20 protein-coding genes, 1 tRNA gene and 1 pseudogene are annotated in these 19668 nt (G+C 53.1%); 9 read left to right on the forward strand and 13 right to left on the reverse strand.

Annotation, left to right across the window (positions count from 1 at the left end; genetic code table 11):
* Positions 1-72: 72 nt before the first annotated feature.
* Positions 73-165: transfer RNA gene (locus ACZ5CE_RS02850), tRNA-Ser, on the forward strand.
* 162 nt (positions 166-327) lie between these two features.
* Here ACZ5CE_RS02850 and ACZ5CE_RS02855 read toward each other — a convergent pair.
* The gene (locus ACZ5CE_RS02855; protein ID WP_464576235.1) at positions 328-453 is read right to left on the reverse strand and encodes a hypothetical protein; all 126 of its coding nucleotides are present in this window, start codon (positions 451-453) and stop codon (positions 328-330) included.
* 222 nt (positions 454-675) lie between these two features.
* On the opposite strand from ACZ5CE_RS02855, the gene ACZ5CE_RS02860 reads away from it, so the two are divergent.
* Positions 676-1410 carry a DUF2490 domain-containing protein gene (locus ACZ5CE_RS02860; protein ID WP_464576236.1) on the forward strand — a complete coding sequence of 245 codons (735 nt, stop codon included), beginning with the start codon at positions 676-678 and terminating at the stop codon, positions 1408-1410.
* Positions 1411-1499: 89 nt separating this feature from the next.
* Here ACZ5CE_RS02860 and ACZ5CE_RS02865 read toward each other — a convergent pair whose 3' ends face one another.
* Positions 1500-2036, reverse strand: a complete 537-nt coding sequence (locus tag ACZ5CE_RS02865) for a hypothetical protein (protein WP_464576237.1) — start codon at positions 2034-2036, stop codon at positions 1500-1502.
* An 84-nt stretch (positions 2037-2120) separates the two neighbouring features.
* Positions 2121-3301, reverse strand: a protein-coding gene (locus ACZ5CE_RS02870; protein WP_464576238.1) for an IS3 family transposase whose coding sequence is annotated in 2 segments (ribosomal slippage) — positions 2121-3049 and positions 3049-3301 — 1182 coding nt in all. Because the reading frame shifts where the segments join, the coding sequence is not laid out codon by codon here.
* Positions 3302-3679: 378 nt separating this feature from the next.
* On the opposite strand from ACZ5CE_RS02870, the gene ACZ5CE_RS02875 reads away from it, so the two are divergent.
* Positions 3680-3988 (forward strand): hypothetical protein, encoded by a 309-nt coding sequence (locus tag ACZ5CE_RS02875; RefSeq protein ID WP_464576239.1) that lies wholly within the window; start codon positions 3680-3682, stop codon positions 3986-3988.
* 467 nt (positions 3989-4455) lie between these two features.
* On the opposite strand, the gene ACZ5CE_RS02880 is transcribed toward ACZ5CE_RS02875, so the two are convergent.
* From ACZ5CE_RS02880 to ACZ5CE_RS02890, 3 genes and pseudogenes are all read right to left on the reverse strand, one after another.
* Positions 4456-4980, reverse strand: coding sequence for an N-acetyltransferase family protein (locus tag ACZ5CE_RS02880; protein ID WP_464576240.1), 525 nt, complete (start codon positions 4978-4980; stop codon positions 4456-4458).
* A gap of 299 nt (positions 4981-5279) precedes the next feature.
* Positions 5280-6226, reverse strand: a pseudogene (locus tag ACZ5CE_RS02885) (IS481 family transposase).
* A 602-nt stretch (positions 6227-6828) separates the two neighbouring features.
* Positions 6829-7743, reverse strand: a complete 915-nt coding sequence (locus tag ACZ5CE_RS02890) for a hypothetical protein (protein WP_464576241.1) — start codon at positions 7741-7743, stop codon at positions 6829-6831.
* A 564-nt stretch (positions 7744-8307) separates the two neighbouring features.
* Between ACZ5CE_RS02890 and ACZ5CE_RS02895 the strand changes: the two genes are divergently transcribed.
* The 3 genes from ACZ5CE_RS02895 to ACZ5CE_RS02905 are packed head-to-tail and all read left to right on the forward strand — an operon-like array spanning position 8308 to position 10347.
* On the forward strand, positions 8308-8445 hold the full coding sequence (locus tag ACZ5CE_RS02895) for a hypothetical protein (protein ID WP_464576242.1): 138 nt from the start codon (positions 8308-8310) through the stop codon (positions 8443-8445).
* Positions 8442-9410, forward strand: coding sequence for an MlaA family lipoprotein (locus ACZ5CE_RS02900; protein ID WP_464576243.1), 969 nt, complete (start codon positions 8442-8444; stop codon positions 9408-9410). Before ACZ5CE_RS02895 ends, ACZ5CE_RS02900 begins: the two co-directional genes overlap by 4 nt.
* Positions 9337-10347 (forward strand): arginase family protein, encoded by a 1011-nt coding sequence (locus tag ACZ5CE_RS02905; RefSeq protein ID WP_464576244.1) that lies wholly within the window; start codon positions 9337-9339, stop codon positions 10345-10347. The genes ACZ5CE_RS02900 and ACZ5CE_RS02905 overlap by 74 nt, the downstream gene beginning before the upstream one ends.
* On the opposite strand, the gene ACZ5CE_RS02910 is transcribed toward ACZ5CE_RS02905, so the two are convergent.
* From ACZ5CE_RS02910 to ACZ5CE_RS02925, 4 genes are all read right to left on the reverse strand, one after another.
* Positions 10303-10656 carry an EamA family transporter gene (locus ACZ5CE_RS02910; RefSeq protein WP_464576245.1) on the reverse strand — a complete coding sequence of 118 codons (354 nt, stop codon included), beginning with the start codon at positions 10654-10656 and terminating at the stop codon, positions 10303-10305. The genes ACZ5CE_RS02905 and ACZ5CE_RS02910 overlap by 45 nt on opposite strands.
* A complete protein-coding gene (locus ACZ5CE_RS02915; RefSeq protein WP_464576246.1) occupies positions 10653-11069 on the reverse strand; it encodes an EamA family transporter in 417 nt (138 codons plus the stop codon). Before ACZ5CE_RS02915 ends, ACZ5CE_RS02910 begins: the two co-directional genes overlap by 4 nt.
* A complete protein-coding gene (locus tag ACZ5CE_RS02920) occupies positions 11066-12319 on the reverse strand; it encodes a GNAT family N-acetyltransferase (RefSeq protein WP_464576247.1) in 1254 nt (417 codons plus the stop codon). Before ACZ5CE_RS02920 ends, ACZ5CE_RS02915 begins: the two co-directional genes overlap by 4 nt.
* A 104-nt stretch (positions 12320-12423) precedes the next feature.
* A complete protein-coding gene (locus ACZ5CE_RS02925) occupies positions 12424-12723 on the reverse strand; it encodes a YkvA family protein (protein ID WP_464576248.1) in 300 nt (99 codons plus the stop codon).
* A gap of 466 nt (positions 12724-13189) precedes the next feature.
* Between ACZ5CE_RS02925 and ACZ5CE_RS02930 the strand changes: the two genes are divergently transcribed.
* The 3 genes from ACZ5CE_RS02930 (at position 13190) to ACZ5CE_RS02940 (ending at position 17261) form a co-directional block, all read left to right on the forward strand.
* Positions 13190-13603 (forward strand): hypothetical protein, encoded by a 414-nt coding sequence (locus ACZ5CE_RS02930; RefSeq protein WP_464576249.1) that lies wholly within the window; start codon positions 13190-13192, stop codon positions 13601-13603.
* Positions 13604-13940: 337 nt separating this feature from the next.
* Positions 13941-15074, forward strand: a complete 1134-nt coding sequence (locus tag ACZ5CE_RS02935; protein ID WP_464576250.1) for a hypothetical protein — start codon at positions 13941-13943, stop codon at positions 15072-15074.
* A 309-nt stretch (positions 15075-15383) separates the two neighbouring features.
* Positions 15384-17261 (forward strand): S9 family peptidase, encoded by a 1878-nt coding sequence (locus tag ACZ5CE_RS02940; protein ID WP_464576251.1) that lies wholly within the window; start codon positions 15384-15386, stop codon positions 17259-17261.
* A 56-nt stretch (positions 17262-17317) separates the two neighbouring features.
* Here ACZ5CE_RS02940 and ACZ5CE_RS02945 read toward each other — a convergent pair whose 3' ends face one another.
* From ACZ5CE_RS02945 to ACZ5CE_RS02955, 3 genes are read right to left on the reverse strand one after another with little or no spacing between them, the layout of a single operon-like run.
* On the reverse strand, positions 17318-18139 hold the full coding sequence (locus ACZ5CE_RS02945) for a hypothetical protein (protein WP_464576252.1): 822 nt from the start codon (positions 18137-18139) through the stop codon (positions 17318-17320).
* Positions 18140-18146: 7 nt separating this feature from the next.
* Positions 18147-18548: an ExbD/TolR family protein gene (locus ACZ5CE_RS02950; protein WP_464576253.1), complete on the reverse strand. Its 402-nt coding sequence runs from the start codon at positions 18546-18548 to the stop codon at positions 18147-18149.
* Complete coding sequence (locus tag ACZ5CE_RS02955) at positions 18535-19182, reverse strand: MotA/TolQ/ExbB proton channel family protein (RefSeq protein WP_464576254.1); 648 nt, start codon at positions 19180-19182, stop codon at positions 18535-18537. Before ACZ5CE_RS02955 ends, ACZ5CE_RS02950 begins: the two co-directional genes overlap by 14 nt.
* Positions 19183-19668 lie beyond the last annotated feature (486 nt).

Raw genomic sequence — 19668 nt, forward strand, 5'->3', positions numbered from 1 at the left:
TCTCCCATGTTTCACGCAAACGAGCGCGAGATATGCACAGGATAAGCTGGTAAAATAACCCAATTCCCCTCGGGAGAGGTACCGAAGTGGCCATAACGGCGCTGACTCGAAATCAGATGGTCAGGGTAACCTGGCACGTGGGTTCGAATCCCACCCTCTCCGCCAGAAGTGATAAATTATTGAATATAATATAGTTATTAAAACTTGGGGGGAGTTCTCTCCCGTGGTTTCCCATCATGCATTCAGGCAAATGGGTGTTTGCACAATTCATGGAACATCTTCCAATCGGGCATCCCTGGCTTTCTGTGTGAGGACGAATGTCCCTATCTAGTCTTCGCTTTCCAGCTCATCCAGTATGTTTTGCAGGGAATTTATGGTGACCCAGCGTCGGCTGTCCGTTTCATTGGCGTGGGTCTGATCATTGCCGGTGTAGTTGCGCTGAAGTTCTCGCATTGAGACACCTGACACGGGTAGTATATGAAGACACAATCCTGAGACAAGCTCAATGCTATTACCTGTCCGCTACCTTTCCCTGATAACAGACAAGCATTGCGGTTCCAGTGACATTGCGGTTTGCGGTAACGGCAAGACGGCTCTCACGGCTTAAATAAAACCAGTCTGGCTCGGACAAGAGTAAGCTCATGGATTGCTGCGGAAGAAGAAACGCAATCCGCCTTGATACTCAAGCCGAGCATTATGAGAACACTTGTACTCGCCGTGCTTCTGGTCTTTAGCTGCGCTGTATTTGGGGAAACCCAGGAGTTCTATGGATTCCGCCCCCAGGTATCCCTGACTAAAGTGGTTTCTGACCGGTGGGATGCGAATGTCTTCACTTCGACTCACCCCATCGTGGTTAACAATGCTTCCAGAGCAGTACAATTTCCGGCTGATATTCAGTATTACTTTCAGGCCAGCCCCATCTATAAATATAGTCCGGATCTTAATTTCGTTTTTTTGGGATATATCTATCAAAGAACCGATCCTTTTTCGGATGATTTCGTGAATGAGAATCGGCTTTTTCAGCAAATCGTTTACGGCACGGATTCCCTATTCGGACGCCTTACCCATCGAGTGCGCCTGGAAGAGAGGTTTATCCATAACAGAATAACCGGCCAGACACCTTTCAGCACAAGGCTGCGTTATCAAGTGGCGCTTCTCATACCGTTGCAAGGTAGCGAACTGGACAATGGAGAATTTTATTTCAATATTTACAATGAATTTTATTTCAGCCTGACGGGAGCCAGAAATGCCTTGTACAGCGAGAACTGGAGCTATGCAGGCATCGGCTATCAAACCGCGCAGTATGGAAGGGTGGAGATAGGACCCTTAGTTCAGCGATCGATCATAAATCAGCAACACGATGTCCGTTACATCAATCTGTTACAGGTTAATTGGTCTTACAATTTCTGATAAATTGAAATGCCGGCAGAGCACGGGGGCAACTTCAGATACTCGCCGAAATTCATGGAAAATGGGGATGCAGATGTCTCTCGATACCTTCAATAAAGCGTTTGAATGGATTGCATCTGTATATTGATGAATTCCCTGAAAACACCTGTTTGGTATTCGAACACGGCTTCGGCAAATCCCGTCTTGGTTTTGGAATGAGAGAAAAAAATTTCGAGCAACTTTTCATTGTTCGTGTAAACCTCTTCGGTCAGGACAATCCTGTAGCCGGGATAATAGGCGGACAAAACTTTTTCCACCTTTATTTTCAAGTCGGGAGGCAGGTCTGAAAATTCCACCTTCTTTTCTTCTTCCAATACTCTCCCTTGCTCGTCATAAGCAATGGAAAATTTCTTTCCCTCTCTCTCATAATCCACGTCATAGCTGACTTTGCCATCTTTCAGCTTGCGTTTATAGGTGAATTCTTTCCGGCCATACTCTTTAGGCAAAGCCATTAAAACTTTGGGTGGCAGATCTTTCACCCGGATGCTCTGCTCAATCTCAGTCTTGTGAGGAATATCCGGTACGATCGATGCGCAGGCATTGATGAAAAACAAAAACACCGGAAATATCAATTTACCTGCAGACATGATTATCCTAAATGCCAGTTGACCGCGCTTTTTTTAGCTTAGAACTGAGGTTCCCTCGATTTTTCGTCTTCCAACAGGTGGGATTCATGCTACCCGTTGTTTCTTCTGCTGAGCAGCGAGCCAGTCATCAAGGAACTGCATCGGTGACTTGTAACCCAAGGTCGAGTGTCGCCGTCTCCGATTGTAGAATACCTCAATGTACTCGAAGCTTGCCGCTGTCATCTCTGCTCGTGTTTCATAGCGTAGTCCATGCACACGCTCGTTCTTGAGGCTATTGAACCAGCTCTCAGTCGGGGCATTATCCCAACAATTCCCCTTGCGGCTCATCGAGCAGATCATGCCGTACTCTTTCAGCCTGTCCTGGAAGGCAAGACTGGCATACTGGCTGCCCCGATCCGAGTGGTGGATCAGCCCCGCCGCCGGTTTCCTGCGGAACCACGCCATGGTCAGCGCATCGGTCACGATGTCTGCCGTCATGCGCGGTTTCAATGACCAGCCGACCACTTCACGGTTGAACAGGTCGAGCACGATGGCCAGATACAACCAGCCTTCGTCTGTCCACAAATAGGTGATGTCGGATGTCCAGATTTGATTCGGGGCGTCCGGTGTGAAGTTGCGATCCAGCAGGTTGGGCGCCACCGGCAGAGTGTGCCTGGAATCCGTTGTAACCTTGAAACGCCGTTTGTGGCGCGCCCGGATACCATTCTCCCGCATCAACCGCTCAACCCGTTCCTTACTGGCCGGGAAACCCCGTTCCCGCAATTCCTTGACCATCCTCGGGCTGCCATAAGCACCCTTGAGTTCGGCATGGATGGACTGGATTAGCATCAGCATCCGGCTATCCGTCAGCCATTTGCGTTCCGGCTTGCCACCACGCTTCCATGCCCGGTAACCACTTTCACTGACATCCAGGACCCGGCACATCTCGTCCAGTCCATATTCCGTCCGCTGCGTATTAATCCAGGCGTACTTCACGCTACATCCCTCGCGAAGTACGCTGTCGCTTTTTTTAGGATTTCATTCTCCCGCTTGAGCCGGCCGTTCTCGGTGCGTAACCGGGATAGCTCCATCTGCTCCGGCGTGACCACCTTGCCTCCGGCACCGTTGAGCTTGCCTGCCGCTGCAGCCTTAACCCAGTTCCGCAGAGTCTGGTCGCTGACTCCCAACTCCTTGCTTATCCTGCCCGGTGTCAGCCCTTCCTTGATACGCTTGACTGCCAATTCCTTGAACTCGCCTGTGTATTCCTGCCTCGGTATCTTTATCATCTTCCTCTCCAATGTGACTTCGATTTTACATCACCCTTGGAAGACGATTTTTCGGGGGAAGCTCAAACCATGGTCCATAAAGGTCCTCGCGATTCTCGACGTTCACCTGCGTGGTGAGTTCGCTACAAGGTGGATTGTACAATTTTTGCGGCACATGACACCGTTATAACTCCCTGGAATGGAATGGCTATTCCGCGTCGTTGCACTTTGCGCGGAAACGCTCGGCCCGCTGGATCACGCGCGGCAATCGAGCAATGAGCTGAGCGGAAAGAGAAACGCACGTACGCCCTTCGGGGCCGGCGATTCTGATTATCGTAGCCATCTGGATGAATATTGATCGATAATGGAATTTTTATACACTCCAAGGATTTTTTTAAAATGAAAAAAATCGCGCTTTCTGCAATAGTTTTATTCATTTTAGGTGGCTGCGCTACCGGGAATGGTTCTATCAGAGAGACTTTGGTGGCATCGGAAAGCGGCGCTAAAACGTATCTTTTGACAAGCGATATTTCGCGCATATGGGGAAAAGCATACGCGGTAAAGGGATTGAATGGACGTTCCAAGGACTTGTGTCCCAATGGCTACACCGTATTGAATGAGGAAGCCCGCAATGCGAAAAATTGGACAGGGAATGATGCTGGCAGGGAAGAAGTTACAAGAAAAATCATATGCGATGGCCCTGAATAGGCTACTCCAGCATTATTAATGCGGCCCAAAAATACCAACGACCAATTTAGCTATAAGTTACTGATTTCCATAAGGCTAATACAAGGATATTAAAGGGCCTCCTTAATAAAAACAACCTCCATATGTTTCGAATCGCGCGTTTTGTAAACAGACCAATGGTGAATGTGGTGAGAATGTGGTGAATATGAGGACGCCATTGGGCGTAGCCAGGATTCGCACACTTCCCGCCTGCCTCCGCAAATAGTCGGCGCTTATCTCTGGTCTAATTTTGCGTAGACGATCTACCATAAAATCCTAAGAAGCCGCTTGGCGACATTTATGTCAACTATAAGATGACGTTTTTGCTGTTACGGTAGCAGGAATGCATCGAGCGAAAAAGTTCACAGAAGATACCTTTGCATCATAAGGTTAATATCTCATGTCAGGTTAATTCTATTCGTAAAAGGCGGAATTCATTTTTTCCTTTATCACAAAACTTTATTCCGCAGCTCCAGCCTAAAAGATTTGCTTCTTCCATGGGGAAATATTTCAATAACGGTTGCAACGCGCTGCCAACCCGCGCGCTCGAATGCGCGCAGCGACGGTTTGTTCGATCGCCAGATGCGGGCGTATACATAACTGAAGCCCCGCCGGCTCATGTCTTGCGTAGCGGCTTCTATGAGGCGTCTCGCAATTCCCTGCCCTCGCATTTCCGGAAGGACGAATAGTTGTACCAGCTTGGCTTCGTGTTCTCTGAGCGGCCAAAAATTGCGCTTGCTGTAGCCTATTCCATGCCAGAAGAAACAAAGGCCGACAATGCGGGCATCTTCCAGGCAGGCGTACGCATGGGTATCGCGGTCATGGTACCAGGCATGTTCCACGATCGCTGGGTCAGCAGAATTCACAATCTGTTTCTTTTCGACTGGCTCAAACCGCAATCCTGCGGTCATTAATGCGCCACTATTCGTGCAACCCCGGCCGTAGATCCGGTAGAAGGAATAATCCCGGATCAAAAACTGGACCCATGTTTTGATAAAATTTCCCATAACGCGTCTAGCTCCCCAATTTCCTTACTACTATCATTTTCCCGGTTAAAGTCCGGTTTAATCCAACGGGGATAGGGATAGCATTGCAAGTTTTTCCTTGGGCTAGCCGTAGTGACGAAGCTATTGCTACCTGTGTCCCCCTTTATTGCTGTGATAGAGCTTACTCAAGTCGGTATGCCCATTTCCATTGGACTGAAGTACATCTTCGATAACGATCGTAATGTTCGGATTTCTGAGAAACGCCTTATCGAAACGTGGGGACAGGCTTAGGTGTAGTTTCTCACCACGTTGTTCACTGTCAAACCGAGACGTGAAGCTGGGGGTTGTTTACCGATAGCCGAGTGAGGGCGATGGGAATTATAGTGTTCGATCCAGAAGGGCAATTCGCGGGTACGGGCATCTGAATCGGGATAACAATAAGCATAAGCCCATTTCCGCAGCAGCGTCTGGATAAAGCGCTCTGCCTTGCCATGGGTGCGTGGCGTATAAGGACGGGTGCGCAGATGCCTGATTTTCAGGCGGTGCAAGAGTTTGCGGAATCTTTTGGAGCGATAGGGCGAGCCATTGTCGGTCATGATGCCGGTCACCCTCACGCCCAGGAGGCGATAATGGCGCAAGGCGGCCAAGGTGAAGGCGAGCACGCTTCTGGCGGTTTCGTCTGGCAGGATTTGACTGAATCCGACTCTGAATGATCGTCGATGGCCACATGCAGGGCATGATACCCCGGGGTGCGGGAGAATCGGGTGGGATCACCGGTCAGGCGATGGCCGGGACGATCGAAGCGGGCCAGCTTCTTCATGTCCATGTGAAGGAGCTCCCCCGGTGTTTGCCGCTCATAGCGGCGCCTGGGTGGCACAGCCTGCAGGGGAGGCAGCTTATCCACACCGGCCTGGCTGCAAATGCGCCCCGCCGTGGCTGCCGATACACCCACGCGCTGAGCAATCCCGGTATAGATCAGGCGATGGTTGCGGCGCAGGCGGATGATTCGCTCACATCTGTCCGGTTGCGTCTGGCGCGGGCTTGCAATAGGTCGGGAGGATCTGTCATGCAGGCCCTGCTCGCCGGATTCCTTCCAGCGGCTGTGCCATATATACGCGCGCCGCTTGCTGATCCCGGCCTGAGAAGCTGCAGCCTCAAGACCGATGTGCGCAATTTGTTGCATCAGATGGACTCGACCTGATCGGGTTAATCGGGCATTCTTATGACTGTTCATCCGGGACTCCTGGAGAATTTGAAAGGATTTGTGAACCCTCATTCTCTCCTGTCTCGGGTGAACAACCTATTTTACCGCAACCCTTATGGGGCGGGGCTTTGCGAGCGGTCTGCCTTGTCAGGCTCCTGGCGAAGGAGCGCCCCGGAGCGTCGCCCGAGGGGCCCCGCAGAACGGGGATCGGGCAGCGGAGGGGATGCTTCGACCGCACCCCAGTTTTGTTGGGGCGCAGGCATCCCGCTACGGGGTCGCATCTTCCTTCGGAAGACACTGCTCCGCCCTGCGCGGTCGCACCATTCGCGTTGTCGCCTTTCGCGCACTCCATCCCGCAAAGCCACCGCCGCGCCAGCGGAGATTTATTCAGCGCTTCCTTAGAATACAAAATTCTCCGGTTTCCATCTCCGGCGGGGAAGAGCCTGGCTGGGGATGTGAACTGGGGTTTTTCAGCTGATGTTTGCGTCCTATGGGTTGTTCAATACCCGAAGCAAGGTAACTTTTCGTGGCTAAGGTGGTAGCTGAGGCAGATGGGGCAGGCTTGAAACATGTTATGCAATCGGCAATCCGCCAGGCCGCATACCGGTCGGCGGCTGCGGATACTGGATACGTCATGGAATACCGGGGGCATTTTCCGCCTTGCAGTATGAAGGAATCCAGCTGCGTTCCACCATATAACCGGGCAGCTTATTAAAGTCGAAGGCGGTGCCGTCCTCGATCATCTGGCCGACATCGAACAGATGCTTGATTTCGGGAATGTCGTTGAAGAACAGCGTATAAAAAGGCTTGACCAGTGCTTTTGAAATCTGCATGCCGATTGGGCCGATGAAGTTCCTTCTCTGCCCCACATGCGCGATCTCGTCGATGGTGATTTCATCCAGCAGTTCTTTCAGGCGCTCGCGCACTTCCGGTTCGGTGACCAGTATTTCATCAAGCAGCCGGTGGAGATGGCAGTAGTACGTCACTCCCATCAATTCAGTGACAAAAGCAGGAGAATCCGTCAGGAATCCGGGAAACTTGGGAAACTGTTCGTATATCTTTTCCTTGACCGGTCCCAAAGGCACCCATTGCACCTTGTCCAGGCCGCAGGTGCGCAGCATTTCGTCGAACAGGCGTACGTGGCAGAATTCCTCTGCCAGATGTACCCGGCTGATCTTGTCTTCCACCGTGTACGAATTTGCCATATCGGGCACCGAATCCCAGGCGCCTTTTATTCCTACCCATTCATGCCGGGCGAATTTGTACATGCCGGTCAGCATGAGTGTCATGTTGTCTAGCGATTTCGGGTCGTCTTTCAGCTCGATATAATTGCGATAAAAGGCCTCCGGGGCGGCGAGCGGCTGCCGCAGTTTGACCGGATTATCCTGAAAGTGCTTGAGCCGGGCACGTTTTTTTGCCAGGTCTTTGTCGTCTTCAAATAGCTCACCGCCGTGCTGCTGGGTAAACAGCCAATAGTCCTCGAAGTTCTCCCGTCTCTGCTGCTTCGAAGCGGGAGAAAATATGGAAAGATACTTTGCTGCTGTCATCAATCTTGCTCCTTATGGGTGGTGGCGGAGCTGCATGAAACCCATAACGTTTCATGCAGCGTAATGGATACATCTGCGGAAAATAATCCTGAATCCGGCAGTTGGACAGGATGGAATGTGAGGTTTTTAGAGTGCAGGGCAAGGCGCATCGCGCGGAATGTCCATCCCATTCAGGCTGACTCTCACCATACTGCCATGGCGCAGGCAAGTGCCACGGACCATTACAGATTTGTAATGCCTGCGCCATCGTCGCGTCAGAGTCGCCTGTCTATAGTTTCTGCCAAGGATGTGCTACCTATCAAAAAAATATACAGCATTATTATCCGCTGGCGATAAACTGCGGACCTTTTTTTTCGTTACGATTGCTCCCTTGGTTCCGATTGCTGTTCACTGGGAATGCAGATGACATATCTATTGATGGATATGGCTCCGGCCCGGTTGTCTGATCCCGATTCAAGGCGTAATGCGTCCAATCCTCGCCCGGTAGGAAGGACGCTGGCCTGCGCCGATAACGCGGCGCCGTCGGGATGCCTGATAGGGTCTCGCCATGCAGGGTAGTGAGGCATGCAAAAGACTGCATTTCGTTTCCTGTCCATAAAAAATAATACCTGCATTGCCGATGGCTGCCCGATCGGTCCCCTTGCCATTGCAGGCGTTGCGTTAATCAGCTATGCCCTCGAAACGAGGGAGCATCGATCATGAAGACTCATCACCGGGTTACAGCTTTATTGCTGCTCTGTGCCATGCTGCTGTCAGGCTGCGCCACGATGTCGCCCGTTGACAGAGGGAGCCAGACGACCCCGAATGTCGATCCGATCGACCCCTACGAGAATATCAATCGCAAATTTTACAATTTTACCGATACGCTTGACCGTCATATTCTTAAGCCGGTCGCCAACGTTTATATAGAGTATGTGCCCAGCCCTCTGCGTCGCTCGATCGGCAATTTCTACGATAATATGGGCTATCCAAACGTGGTCCTGAACGTATTTCTGCAAGGAAAGGTGCGCCAGGGGTTCGAGGACACCTTGCGCTTTGCCGTCAATTCGACGATCGGCCTGTTTGGGCTCTTTGATATGGCAACCCCCATGGGATTGGCGCAGCACGATGAGGATTTTGGGCAGACATTGGGAGTATGGGGGGTGAATACCGGGGCTTATCTGTATCTGCCTTTCCACGGCCCCAGCAGCAGCCGCGACATATCCAGTATCCCGATCGGCATGGTCACCAATGTGCTGTTTTATGTCGGCAGCGCCGCAATTTTTGCACCCATAGGAGTATTGGGTATCATAGACAAGCGCGCGCGGTTCTCGGATGCCATGATCATCCGCGACCAGGCAGCTCTGGATCCCTACCTGTTCGTGCGCGAAGCCTCGTTGCAGCAACGCAAGCACCTGATCTACGATGGCAACCTTCCACCTGAAAGCTATGCAGATTCTTTGGACGACCCTCTGGAAGGCATTTCGGTGCCGGAGGGCGGCTCGCAAAATAAACCCCCGGAAGACCGGGGTACCGATAAGTCATGGAGTTTGCAGGGCGATCCCGCGAAGGATCGCCGTATTGGCGGATTCATAAGCCTGCCTCAGGAAGGCGATGGGTATAAGGCGGGAACCGGTAGCGCCGGTGATGATTCATCCCACACATCGTCTGGTCGAGCCCGGCAATAATGACCCCCTGAGCCCCTTGCTTCCTTCTGTTTCTCTTTCAGTCTCCCGCATGGCAGATGCGCCCACCGATCAGATTCACCTTGACCTCGATGGTGAACTTGCACACACCGCTTCCGCGCTTCGGATTCCTTCGCTGGATATGCGGATGTGGGGACCCCGGCTCCGTTTTTCCGCGCTTAATGATGAGATAGAGCGCTTCCACGCGGAGATTGCACCGCATCTACGCCCTTTTGTTCTCTTTGGCTCGGGTGATTTCCATCACCTGAGCGCCATCTGGCAGCGGTGGATTCAGGAGCCTTATTCACTGCTTTCATTCGACAATCATCCCGACTGGGATATCCGTCCTCCCCGCTGGGCCTGCGGCGGCTGGATCAATCGTGCCCTTGAATCAGGCCGGCTTGAGTCGGCCCAGGTCTGGGGATGCGGGAATTTCGAGCTCAGCTGGCCCCATAATCTTTTTGCCCCCCGTGACGCGCTCCAGTCCAGACGGCTCCGGATTTTCTCGTGGCGGGAGCGCTATCCAAAGCTTTCCATCTGCCGGGAGGAGGCCATTTCCCGCGATACCTGGCGTAATATTTTTCTGCAGCAGCTTTCCCTCTGGCAAGGGCGTGCCGTGTATGTCACCATCGATCTGGATTGCCTCAACGCTCAGGAGTTCCGCAGTAACTGGGAGCATGGCCTGTTTACTGTGGGCGATCTTGCCTGGGCGCTCTCGCAAATCCGCCAGAACGCCACACTGATCGGAGGCGACATTTGCGGCGCCTATTCGGCTCCGGTCTATGCCCGCTTGACGCAGCGCATCGCTTCCACGTGGGACCACCCTCAATTGCCTCCCGATTCCATTTCCGAAGCCGTCCGGAATAACCACCGGGCGATTCTGAAGCTGTGGCCGCTACTGGCTGGCACCCACGATCAGGAGTCCGCCAACAATCAGTAGGACCCCGCACCACAGACGGGGCGTCATCTTTTCCTTGAGCGCCACGCTCGCCCCAAACGCCATGAAAAGCGGACCCAGGGCGTCGAATGGGTAGAGATAACTCAGCTCAACCTGCGACAGCAACCCCAGCCACAGGAAGAACCAGAGCGTCAGCAGGCCAATGCCACAGACGAACGGTGCAGTCCCCTTCCACCGGGTGATTACCGATTCGCCCTCCGCGCCACCATTCATTGCATGCTTGAGAAAAATCTGTCCCCCCACCATGAAAAACTGGGAGAGGATAATAAGACCCAGAAACCAGCCGGTCATGCGCGCTCTTCGACCCGGCAATAGGATTCCGCGATTACCAGAACCCCCAGGAGGACAATGGCTATCCCGGCGGCGCGCATCGGGCTGATCATTTCCCCCAGGAAAAGATAGCTGGCCAGCGGGACAAAGATATGCTCGATATTAACCAGATTAAAAGCAATGTTGAGGGGAAGGACCTTGAGTACCTTCAACCAGAAGACAAAACTGATGATGTAGCAGAGAATTCCCGCCCAGATCCACCCCGAGACAAGTCCATGAAACTCCGCCCAGCTTGGCGCGTTGTACAAATCTTGTGTGTCGTCCACTCCCATTTTCAAAAGAACTTCCGATGCGGTGACAAACAAGGCACAGCAGATGACCCCCCAGTAGGGCAGGACACTTTTCACACGCGCGGGGGGCTGAATCGGGTTCATCGCAGATCCGGAAAATTGGGGAACTTCGGCAAAACCGGATCATACCGCGTCGGTTCGAGGATGGGAATCAGATGCCGGAAAAAGAAATTGATTACCGGCGAGATATGCCGGATATACAGATCAAGGGGAGCGAGTTCGAGTTTAAGATGCAATTTGGGGATGTAGTTCAGGGGGCTGCTATAGTAGCGCTCGATTTGATTCTCCATAGCCCAGGAAAAAATATCCCGAAGCGAAATGAAATAGAGATGTGCGCTCAAGGCTATTTCATAATCCAGGCCAATATAACAGTCACGAAGTGTTTTTCCCTCAAGTACACAAACGGTAAAGGCAACGATTTTCCCGCAGGAATCCCGCCAGACAAAGAAACGGCCATTTCCCCCCAGTGCCACTGCAAGTCCGGCAAAATATTCCGCTGTCAGTATCTCGAATTGAAACTTTGAGCGGTCGATCACCTGACGGTACAGCGGGTAAACTTCATCCAGAACGGGCGTAAAATCCTTGAGGACTTCCATTGAGAATTTTCCCACCCGATCGGCATCCCGGAATTTTCGGCGGAGATTTTTGCGGGTCTTGTAGCTGAGCGTCCGCTCCATGTAATCTTCAAAATTCCGGTAGGAAAGATCGATCCCGCATGCGGGGAAACTTGGAATCCGGGTATAGCCGTTCGCGGAAAAATGCTTCAATGTCGCACGGTAGCTGGAAGGAAAATCCTTCAGCACGATCAAGGATGCGTTCAACCTACGCGCTACCTCGGGAAGCGCTTCGTGCAAAAACATGGAAACTTCGGAATGATCGCATTCTTTGCCTGCCAGGGTCCCTTCTCCCGTGGAGCACCCCACCATTAGCATCCGGATCTCGCACATGAATGGAAACTGGCCCTGCAGCCATCTTCCCAATCCCTGTTTCAGCGAAGACGAAAGTCCTTTCAGAATGCTCTCTCTTACCAGGAAGAGCGGTTGCACAAACGGCTTCCCATTGCTTTTCTCCAGAATCAGAAAGTAATGATCGAACTGCTCGCCGAGCGTTCTCTGAATCAACTGGTAATAGGAATGCTTGAAACATTTGCCGGCATAGCTCTCCTCCCAGGAACCGTCCAGCGAATTGGGAATGGACCGGACAATACTCGCGGTTGCTCCCCGGATTTCAATAGGGTCCGTGATCCCGATGGGTAACTCGACGGATAAATCTGTCTGACCTCCTTCAAGCAGATTGGGCAGGTTGTTCAAGGCGGTGTTGCGTGTCGTCGTCATAGGTAAGCTTGCTGCTGAAACCCATCATCGCGTTGGCGAGGCTGGCATATGTCTTCCCTTTCTGATTATTTCATTTCTCATTTGCAGGAATTCCTGGTCAAAATCTAGGACCAGGCAATTTGATCGGCCTTTATGACTTCCACACGGCAATCCTCGATCACCTCCTGCGGAATGAGATTTAATACGGCAATAAACAGCGCGGGGATGATGATCGGGTCATCGACCTCGCCCAGGAGAGCAAAAAAATCGGGGGCCACCAGATCCATGAGAGAGAGTGCATGAGCCAGGGAAAGCCAGAGCAGCAGCCTAACCGGTTGTGATGAACGGCTATCCTTGAGCACGAGGCGGCAAATCCTGATCTCGAGCTGAAGGCGGCGTACAACTGATTTCAGCGCTTTAGACATAGTCACGCATTCAGCATGTACGGGCAAATGGAACAATAGGCAATGTCGGCCTTGGATGAGAACGTCATTTTTTGTTGTAAAGCGGAAGGGCGGAAAACCGGCGTGCTCTTCCGGAAGACTATAAACAGGCAATCCTGACGCGATGCTGTCGCAAGTATTACAAATGTGTAATGACCGCAAGGTGCTGACGGGAATTACTAAATGCTGTTAAAGATCGGACATCTCCCGAGGAATGCCTTATCGAAGGGGTGGGACAGGTTTAGGTTTAGAATACGAAATTCTCGAGTTTCCACTCTCGGCGGGAAAGAGTTTGGCCGGGGGATGGGAATGGGTTTTTCAGCTGATGTTTTGCGTCAGGTGGTTGAGAAAGGAGAAAAACCTGATCCGGGATAAGAAAATGCCGGAATGGGGGCAGATATGCAGTGCACTATTGGGTTGTTCAATAATCAAGGTGAGGTAACCTTTCGTGGCTAAAGTAGTGGCTGGGGCGGTTGAGACAGGCTTGAAAACACGTTATGCAATCGGCAATCCGCTAGACTGCATACATCGCGGCAGCATAATGAGGATGATCGCAATCGCATTGGTTTCAGTATCGATATTGGCTGGCTGTGCGGACAAGCCGGTGTACGAGGAACCTCCAATAAAATTGAGCGATGGCACGCGCCAGTATTCCATCAAAACCAGTTTCAAGCCCTGCCAGACAAGCCGTGATTGGGCGGTTCGAACCCTGGCGAAGCGCGCCAACAAAATTTGCAAGACGGGATACGTCCTCATCCAGGAACAAGCATTGGTAAACCTGGCTCCGCCCGGTACGGGTAGCGGAGACAGGGAACTTTCCTGGCAATTCAGATGCAAGACTCCGGATGAGCCCAGGTTATGATGACCCTAAATCCGGCATAAATCTGGCAGTTGACTGTTCGTTTCCAGTTTAGGACCGTGATCCACAAAGACTTCCGGCTGCGTTGCCACTTCCTGGAATGGTATGGCCATTGCGCATCGTTGCGCCTCGCCCTGCATTCCAAAAACCGCACACTCTACTCCTGTCCAACTGCCGGATTTAGGATGATCTTTATTCATCTAGTATGATGTTCCCGTCGTCCATATCTTCTTTGCGCTTCGTTTCTTTTTCGTCTTTTTTATTCGCTGGCCTGGTGTTTGTTTTCCCCGCGGATGCGCAGGTGCGGGAAACGGTTCCGATCGGAATCGCTATTTTCAACATGGCGTGGGCCGGAACCGTCGATGACTTCAAGCGGCACGTCGAGGTCTGCAGCGCGCCAGCAGTGAACTGGTGCGCAAGCCGGGCGAAAGCGGTGCGCGGTCCGCGGCATTTGCAAGCGGAGGAAGCAAGCCGTGCCAGGCAGTGCCGCGAGGCAATCATGGAGGCGGCTGGCGGTTTCAGGGAAATGCAGATGATAGCGCCGTGCAGCGCCTATGGCAGGAGAAGCGCAAAAAATCCCCCATCCGGGAATGCGATGGTGGAAAGCTACAATGCCAAGCTGGCGGGACTGCGCGCCACGGTGGAGAATCTGATCGGAAACGAAGATATCAAGATCATCGCCTTCCAGGAGGTGAAATCCCGGGAAGTCGTGGAGCAGGTGCTTGGCCGCTTTGCCGGGGAATTTGACATCTGTGTTGCCCCGCACGATGCTTTTCAAACGGTCGCTTTCGCCTGGGAAAAATCGGTTTCTTCCGCAGCGGGCCGTTGCACTCCCAATCATGATCTCGCCATTGCGGAAAACCCGGAGGAGGGTGTTTTATCGCACAGCGTCAGGCCGGGGCTGGCTCTTGAACTGATGGTCAATGGCGAGCCAGTGATCTTCCTGAATGTCCATCTCAAGTCGGGTTGCGCCAATCTCGTCACCGGCCATGGATTTGCGGGCCGCAGCCTGACCGATCCCGACCCGGCATGCGAGATCCTGAATCGGCAAGTTCCCGTTATTGAAGATTGGGTCGAGGATGTCGCCGGGCGCAGCCCGCGCTTCGTGCTGCTGGGGGATTTCAACCGCAAAATAGACGAGGAAGAAAAGGCTGGAATTGCGGCCACCAAAGTCCGAACGGATGGGTCCGACCCGGCAAGTCCCAATACCAGGGATGTATGGGGAAGGGTCAAAAGCAGTTATTTTTGGCAGGAGATAGCTGATGGCTTCCCTGAGTTGTATCAGGTGCCGCTGATGCCCACTGGGAAGGGGTGCCGCGGCTACGACGGGCTGGATCATATCGTCGTCAGTGAGCCGATCAGGCAAATGCAACGTCTGCCCCTGAGTTCCCGCAAGGTGCCTCTGGTAAAAAACCACCGGCAATCCATCAGGACGAGCGATCATTGCCCACGAGTAGTGGTGCTGGAATTTTGACGAATCCCGGGCTTATCGTCCCCCCCCGAAGCGGGGATCGGCCAGCGGCGGGGTGAAGAGGCCGCGCCAGCGCGGATTTGTTTAGCGCTTCCTGGGGTCCTCACAAGCAGGCGGTTGACAAAAATGCAGGACCGGCTTTCTAATAACAGTGTTCTAATAACGGTGCACTGACAGGTGATAAAAAGGTTTGGCTTCGTCAGCCTGCGGCATTGCACTGAGGGAATTTGAAGAATCACTGGTATTTTAATCTGTCTTGATTTGTCTCGAGCTCGCTAACGGGCCATTATTTTCCCGGTGCGAAGAGCATCTTTGCTGCCCCGGCTTCACGAAAAATTTTCGCACGTGCCCAAGCGCTATACCATAGAGCAATTCATGGCGACGACTTCCATAATGGGAGCGTCCTTCAGCGCGGACGAGAAGCGCATTCTCTTTACCAGCAACGCCACTGGCATTTTCAATGCGTATACGCTCCCTGTGGAAGGCGGCACGCCGGAGCCGCTGACGCAATCCACGGTGGAGAGCACATTTTCGGTCAGCTTTTTTCCCCACGACGACCGAGTGCTTTTCATGAGGGATTGCGGCGGTGATGAGAATTATCACCTTTTCCTGCTTGACCGCGACGGTACCGAAAGAGATCTCACTCCGGGCGAGAAACTCAAGGCGCAGTTCATGGGCTGGCGTCCGGACGGGAGTGCTTTTTTTGTTTCCAGCAACGAGCGCGACCCGAGGTTTTTTGACCTGTACCGCTACGATGCGCAGACATACGATCGCATCGTGCTTTACAAGAATGAGGAAGGATTCGATCTGGGCGTCATCAGCCGCGATGAGCGCTGGATCGCTCTGAATCGCAACAACACCACCTCGGACAGCGACATTTATCTTTTCGATACCACTGCGCAACAGATAAAGCATCTGACTCCGCATACCGGTTCGGCGGGCTTTCGCGCTGAAACTTTCGATCCCGCTTCCCGGAAGCTGCTGTTTCTCACTAATGAAGGAAGTGAATTCAAACGCCTGGGCGCATATGATTTGCTGACGGGCGAGGTCAGGGACCACGAAAGCGCGGACTGGGATGTGATCACCGCGTATTTTTCGCGGGATGGGAGGTTCCGGGTTACGGGCATCAATCAGGATGGCAGTATCGTGATCCGCGTTGTCGAAGTCTTACAGAGCAAGGATGGGGAAAAGGGAGAGTGGTCGGAAAACCCGGTAAAGCTTCCCGCCTTGCCCGAAGGTGAGATAAGAGGGGTGGTTTTCTCGTGGAATAGCACCCGGATGGCGTTCTACCTGAACGGCGACCGTTCCCCGGATAACCTCTATGTCCTGGATTTTAAATCCGGCGAGCCTGGACAGGTACGCCAGCTCACCCGGAGCCTGAGTCCCGATATCGATCCTTCGGATCTGGTGGAGGCGCAGGTGGTGCGTTTCAGATCCTTCGACGGCACGGTCATTCCGTCCATCTATTTCAAGCCGCATGGAGCGTCGGCCTCGAACAAAGCACCCGCAATCGTGTATGTCCATGGCGGGCCGGGCGGCCAGACCATGCGCGGCTATAACGCCCAAATCCAGTACCTGGTGAATCATGGTTATGCTGTGCTGGGAATCAATAACCGCGGCAGCTCCGGTTATGGCAAGACGTTCTTCACCGCCGCCAACCGCAGGCATGGGCGAGAACCGCTATGGGACTGCGTGGAAGCCAGGACTTATCTCGCCAGCCTGGGATACATCGACCACGAGCGCATCGGCATCATGGGCGCGAGCTATGGAGGATACATGACTCTGGCAGCGCTGGCTTTTCGCCCTGAGGTGTTCAAGACGGGTGTGGATATCTTCGGTGTCAGCAACTGGCTGCGGACACTGGAAAGCATTCCTCCTTACTGGGAATCGGTTCGCAAGGCGATTTACGATGAGATTGGCGACCCTGTGAAGGACATCGATTTTCTCGTCGCGACCTCCCCGTTATTTCATGCCCGGGAAATCCGCAAGCCGCTCATGGTCATCCAGGGGGTCAACGATCCTCGCGTCATCAAGGCGGAGAGCGACAGTATCGTGGAAGCAGTCAGACGGCATGACGTACCGGTCGAATATATCGTGTTTCCGGACGAGGGGCACAGTTTCACCAAGAAGAAAAACCAGATCGAAGCAAATCGCCGAATACTCGAGTTTCTGGATAAATACCTCAAATGAGGTGACCAGCTTGTCTTGAACGAGGGGCCATGCCTGCCCCTTCGGCTGTTTTGACGTTACCTCAGGCCAAAATTGGGATCGAAGAATTCGCGTATCAGGAAATCCTCCAGCCCCTGGCTATCTTCGGGGCGCGCGGAAAGGACAACCACGGTGCCGAGCCGGTAGGACTCCCAATTGAAATCCGTTTTCTGGTACTGGCGAATCAGCTCAATCATCTTTTTTACCACCGCCCGCTGGATGTCGCCATCGGGGCCGGCGGAGACTTCGATCACTTCGCGCCGAGGATTGCTGATATCCGTTTTCCAGGCACGGAACAGGAACTGGGCATTGCGTGCCCCCATCCGGGTAATTTGAAAAATTCCCGTGGTGCCCGGTTCCTTGAGATTGCGTTTCACATTCGCCATCCGCAGCTCTTCCTCGGATGGCGGACGTTCCACGTTCCTCGGTTCTGCCGGCTCGTCCTCAAAAATTCCGCCAGCCGTGCGGCGCTCCTTTGCTTCTTTCATATACTCAGACAGGTCTTTTGGCTGTTCGGGCTTGGGCAGCGGTGGCACTTCCGCCGGAGCTTCCCGTTTGGAAGTCCCTTTCTCAGAGGACGGTTTTGCCGGCTTTGCCGGTTTAGCCGGTCCGGCGCCCAGACGGGGTTCTGACCTTCTGGAAGGTGGCGGCGCCTTGGGAATGCTCGGGGCAGGCAGCTTCCGTTCCGTTTTTTCCTCAGGGAGTTCTATGAAGCTGGCTGCAATTGGCGGCGGGGTTATAGGTTCCACCTTCGGAGAGGTGAGCAGGAACCCGAATGCCCAGATAATAAGCAGCCACAGGAGGGCCGCCAATGGCATCGGCCACCAGATTCGAACCTCTCTGGCTCTGGTATGCGGCATGCTGGGATTATTGGTGCTTGACCGCTATCAGGAAATGCTGCGCTCCCGCCGCACGTGCGCGCAGCATCGCCTGTACCACGACGCCTTGCGGCGCGTCGTTATCCGCGGAAACGACCAGTTTCTGTTCCGAGTCCCGCAGCAGCGGTTTAAGGGTTTCCTCCAGCGTATCCAGGGTAACTGGCGTGCGATCTATGAAAATCTGGCTGTCATTTGTTATCGTGAGGGTTACAGGAGCCTTGGTATTGAGTTTTTCCGCCGATCCCTGCGGCAGATTCACTTGCAGGGAATCGAGATTCTGCATTGACAACGAAGACAGCATGAACGTGGCAAGCAGGAAGAACATCACATCGATCATCGGGATGATCTCGATGCGTCCCTTGCGAAAAGTCCTGGATTTACGCAGTTTCATTGTTGCCATTCTCCTGGTCCAGGCGAATATGATCGATCAGGCGCGTCCCCAGGCGTTCCATTTCATCCATTGTCTGTGACTGCAAGCGAGAGAAATAATTGAATCCGAACAGGGCGATCAAAGCAATCACCAGACCGACCACGGTCGCTATAAGCGCTTCAGCGACTCCACCGGTCACCGCAGTAGGATTGACGATTCCCTCACCCCCGATGACCTGGAAGGCGCGCATCATTCCTACCACTGTTCCCACAAGCCCAAGTAGCGGTGCAGCGGTGACGATCGTTTCGAGTACCCACAGCCGGCGGGCAAGGGAGGTTTCGATCAGCTGGGCTTCGTCTGCTGCGCGAGATTCGGTCCACCATGACGGATGGTGCCTGTTGCTGATCACTACCTCGAAAAACCGTTTGTAATAATGGCGCTCCTCCAGTCCGGACAGTATTTTTTCCAGGTCCGCCCACTCGAAACCATAAGTTTCAACCAGATTCAGCAGATCGTGCGAGAGCCGCGCATACCGCCAGTAAACAAATGCCTTTTCCAGCATGATGCCCAGGGCGATGACCGCCAGCACCGACAGAGGCGCGATAATCAGACCTCCGAGTTTGAGTGCGGTCCACGTTGCTTGTAGTTCTTGCATGTTTATCTCCGAAAGGGGTGAGCGTCCCCTTGTTTGTCAAAATTTGTTAAAAACGCATCTGTCGGTGGCCTGGGGGAAACTTTGCCGCACCATCCGTTCTTTTTGCCGGCCATGTCCGCGTTTGGCGGCGCTCCCTGAAACCGCATGAGCCAAGCTGTAAAATCTTACAGCTATCCATGAGGCGGATTTTACGGTTTCATACTCCTTTTGAGTTGGCCGAAACAACCGTATTCGATGGCGGGCTATGGAAATTCTTCGCCACCGATGAGCATTTGCCGAACGGGCTCGTTCCGGCGGAAGTTCGCGCGTGCGTGAGAACCCTTTTTCTGCTTTTTTCTGGTTGTGGGCAGGCGAGCACACGGTTCCTTCTCATTGTCCGCGATGGGTAAAACAATCCAATATACGCCTGTACATTCGATCCTGAATTTTAACCTGCAGAATGGTGGCAGCGGATTGCCGCAGCCTTTGTTCAAACAGTAATAACTC

The organism is Nitrosospira sp. TNL200 (genome assembly GCF_055386305.1).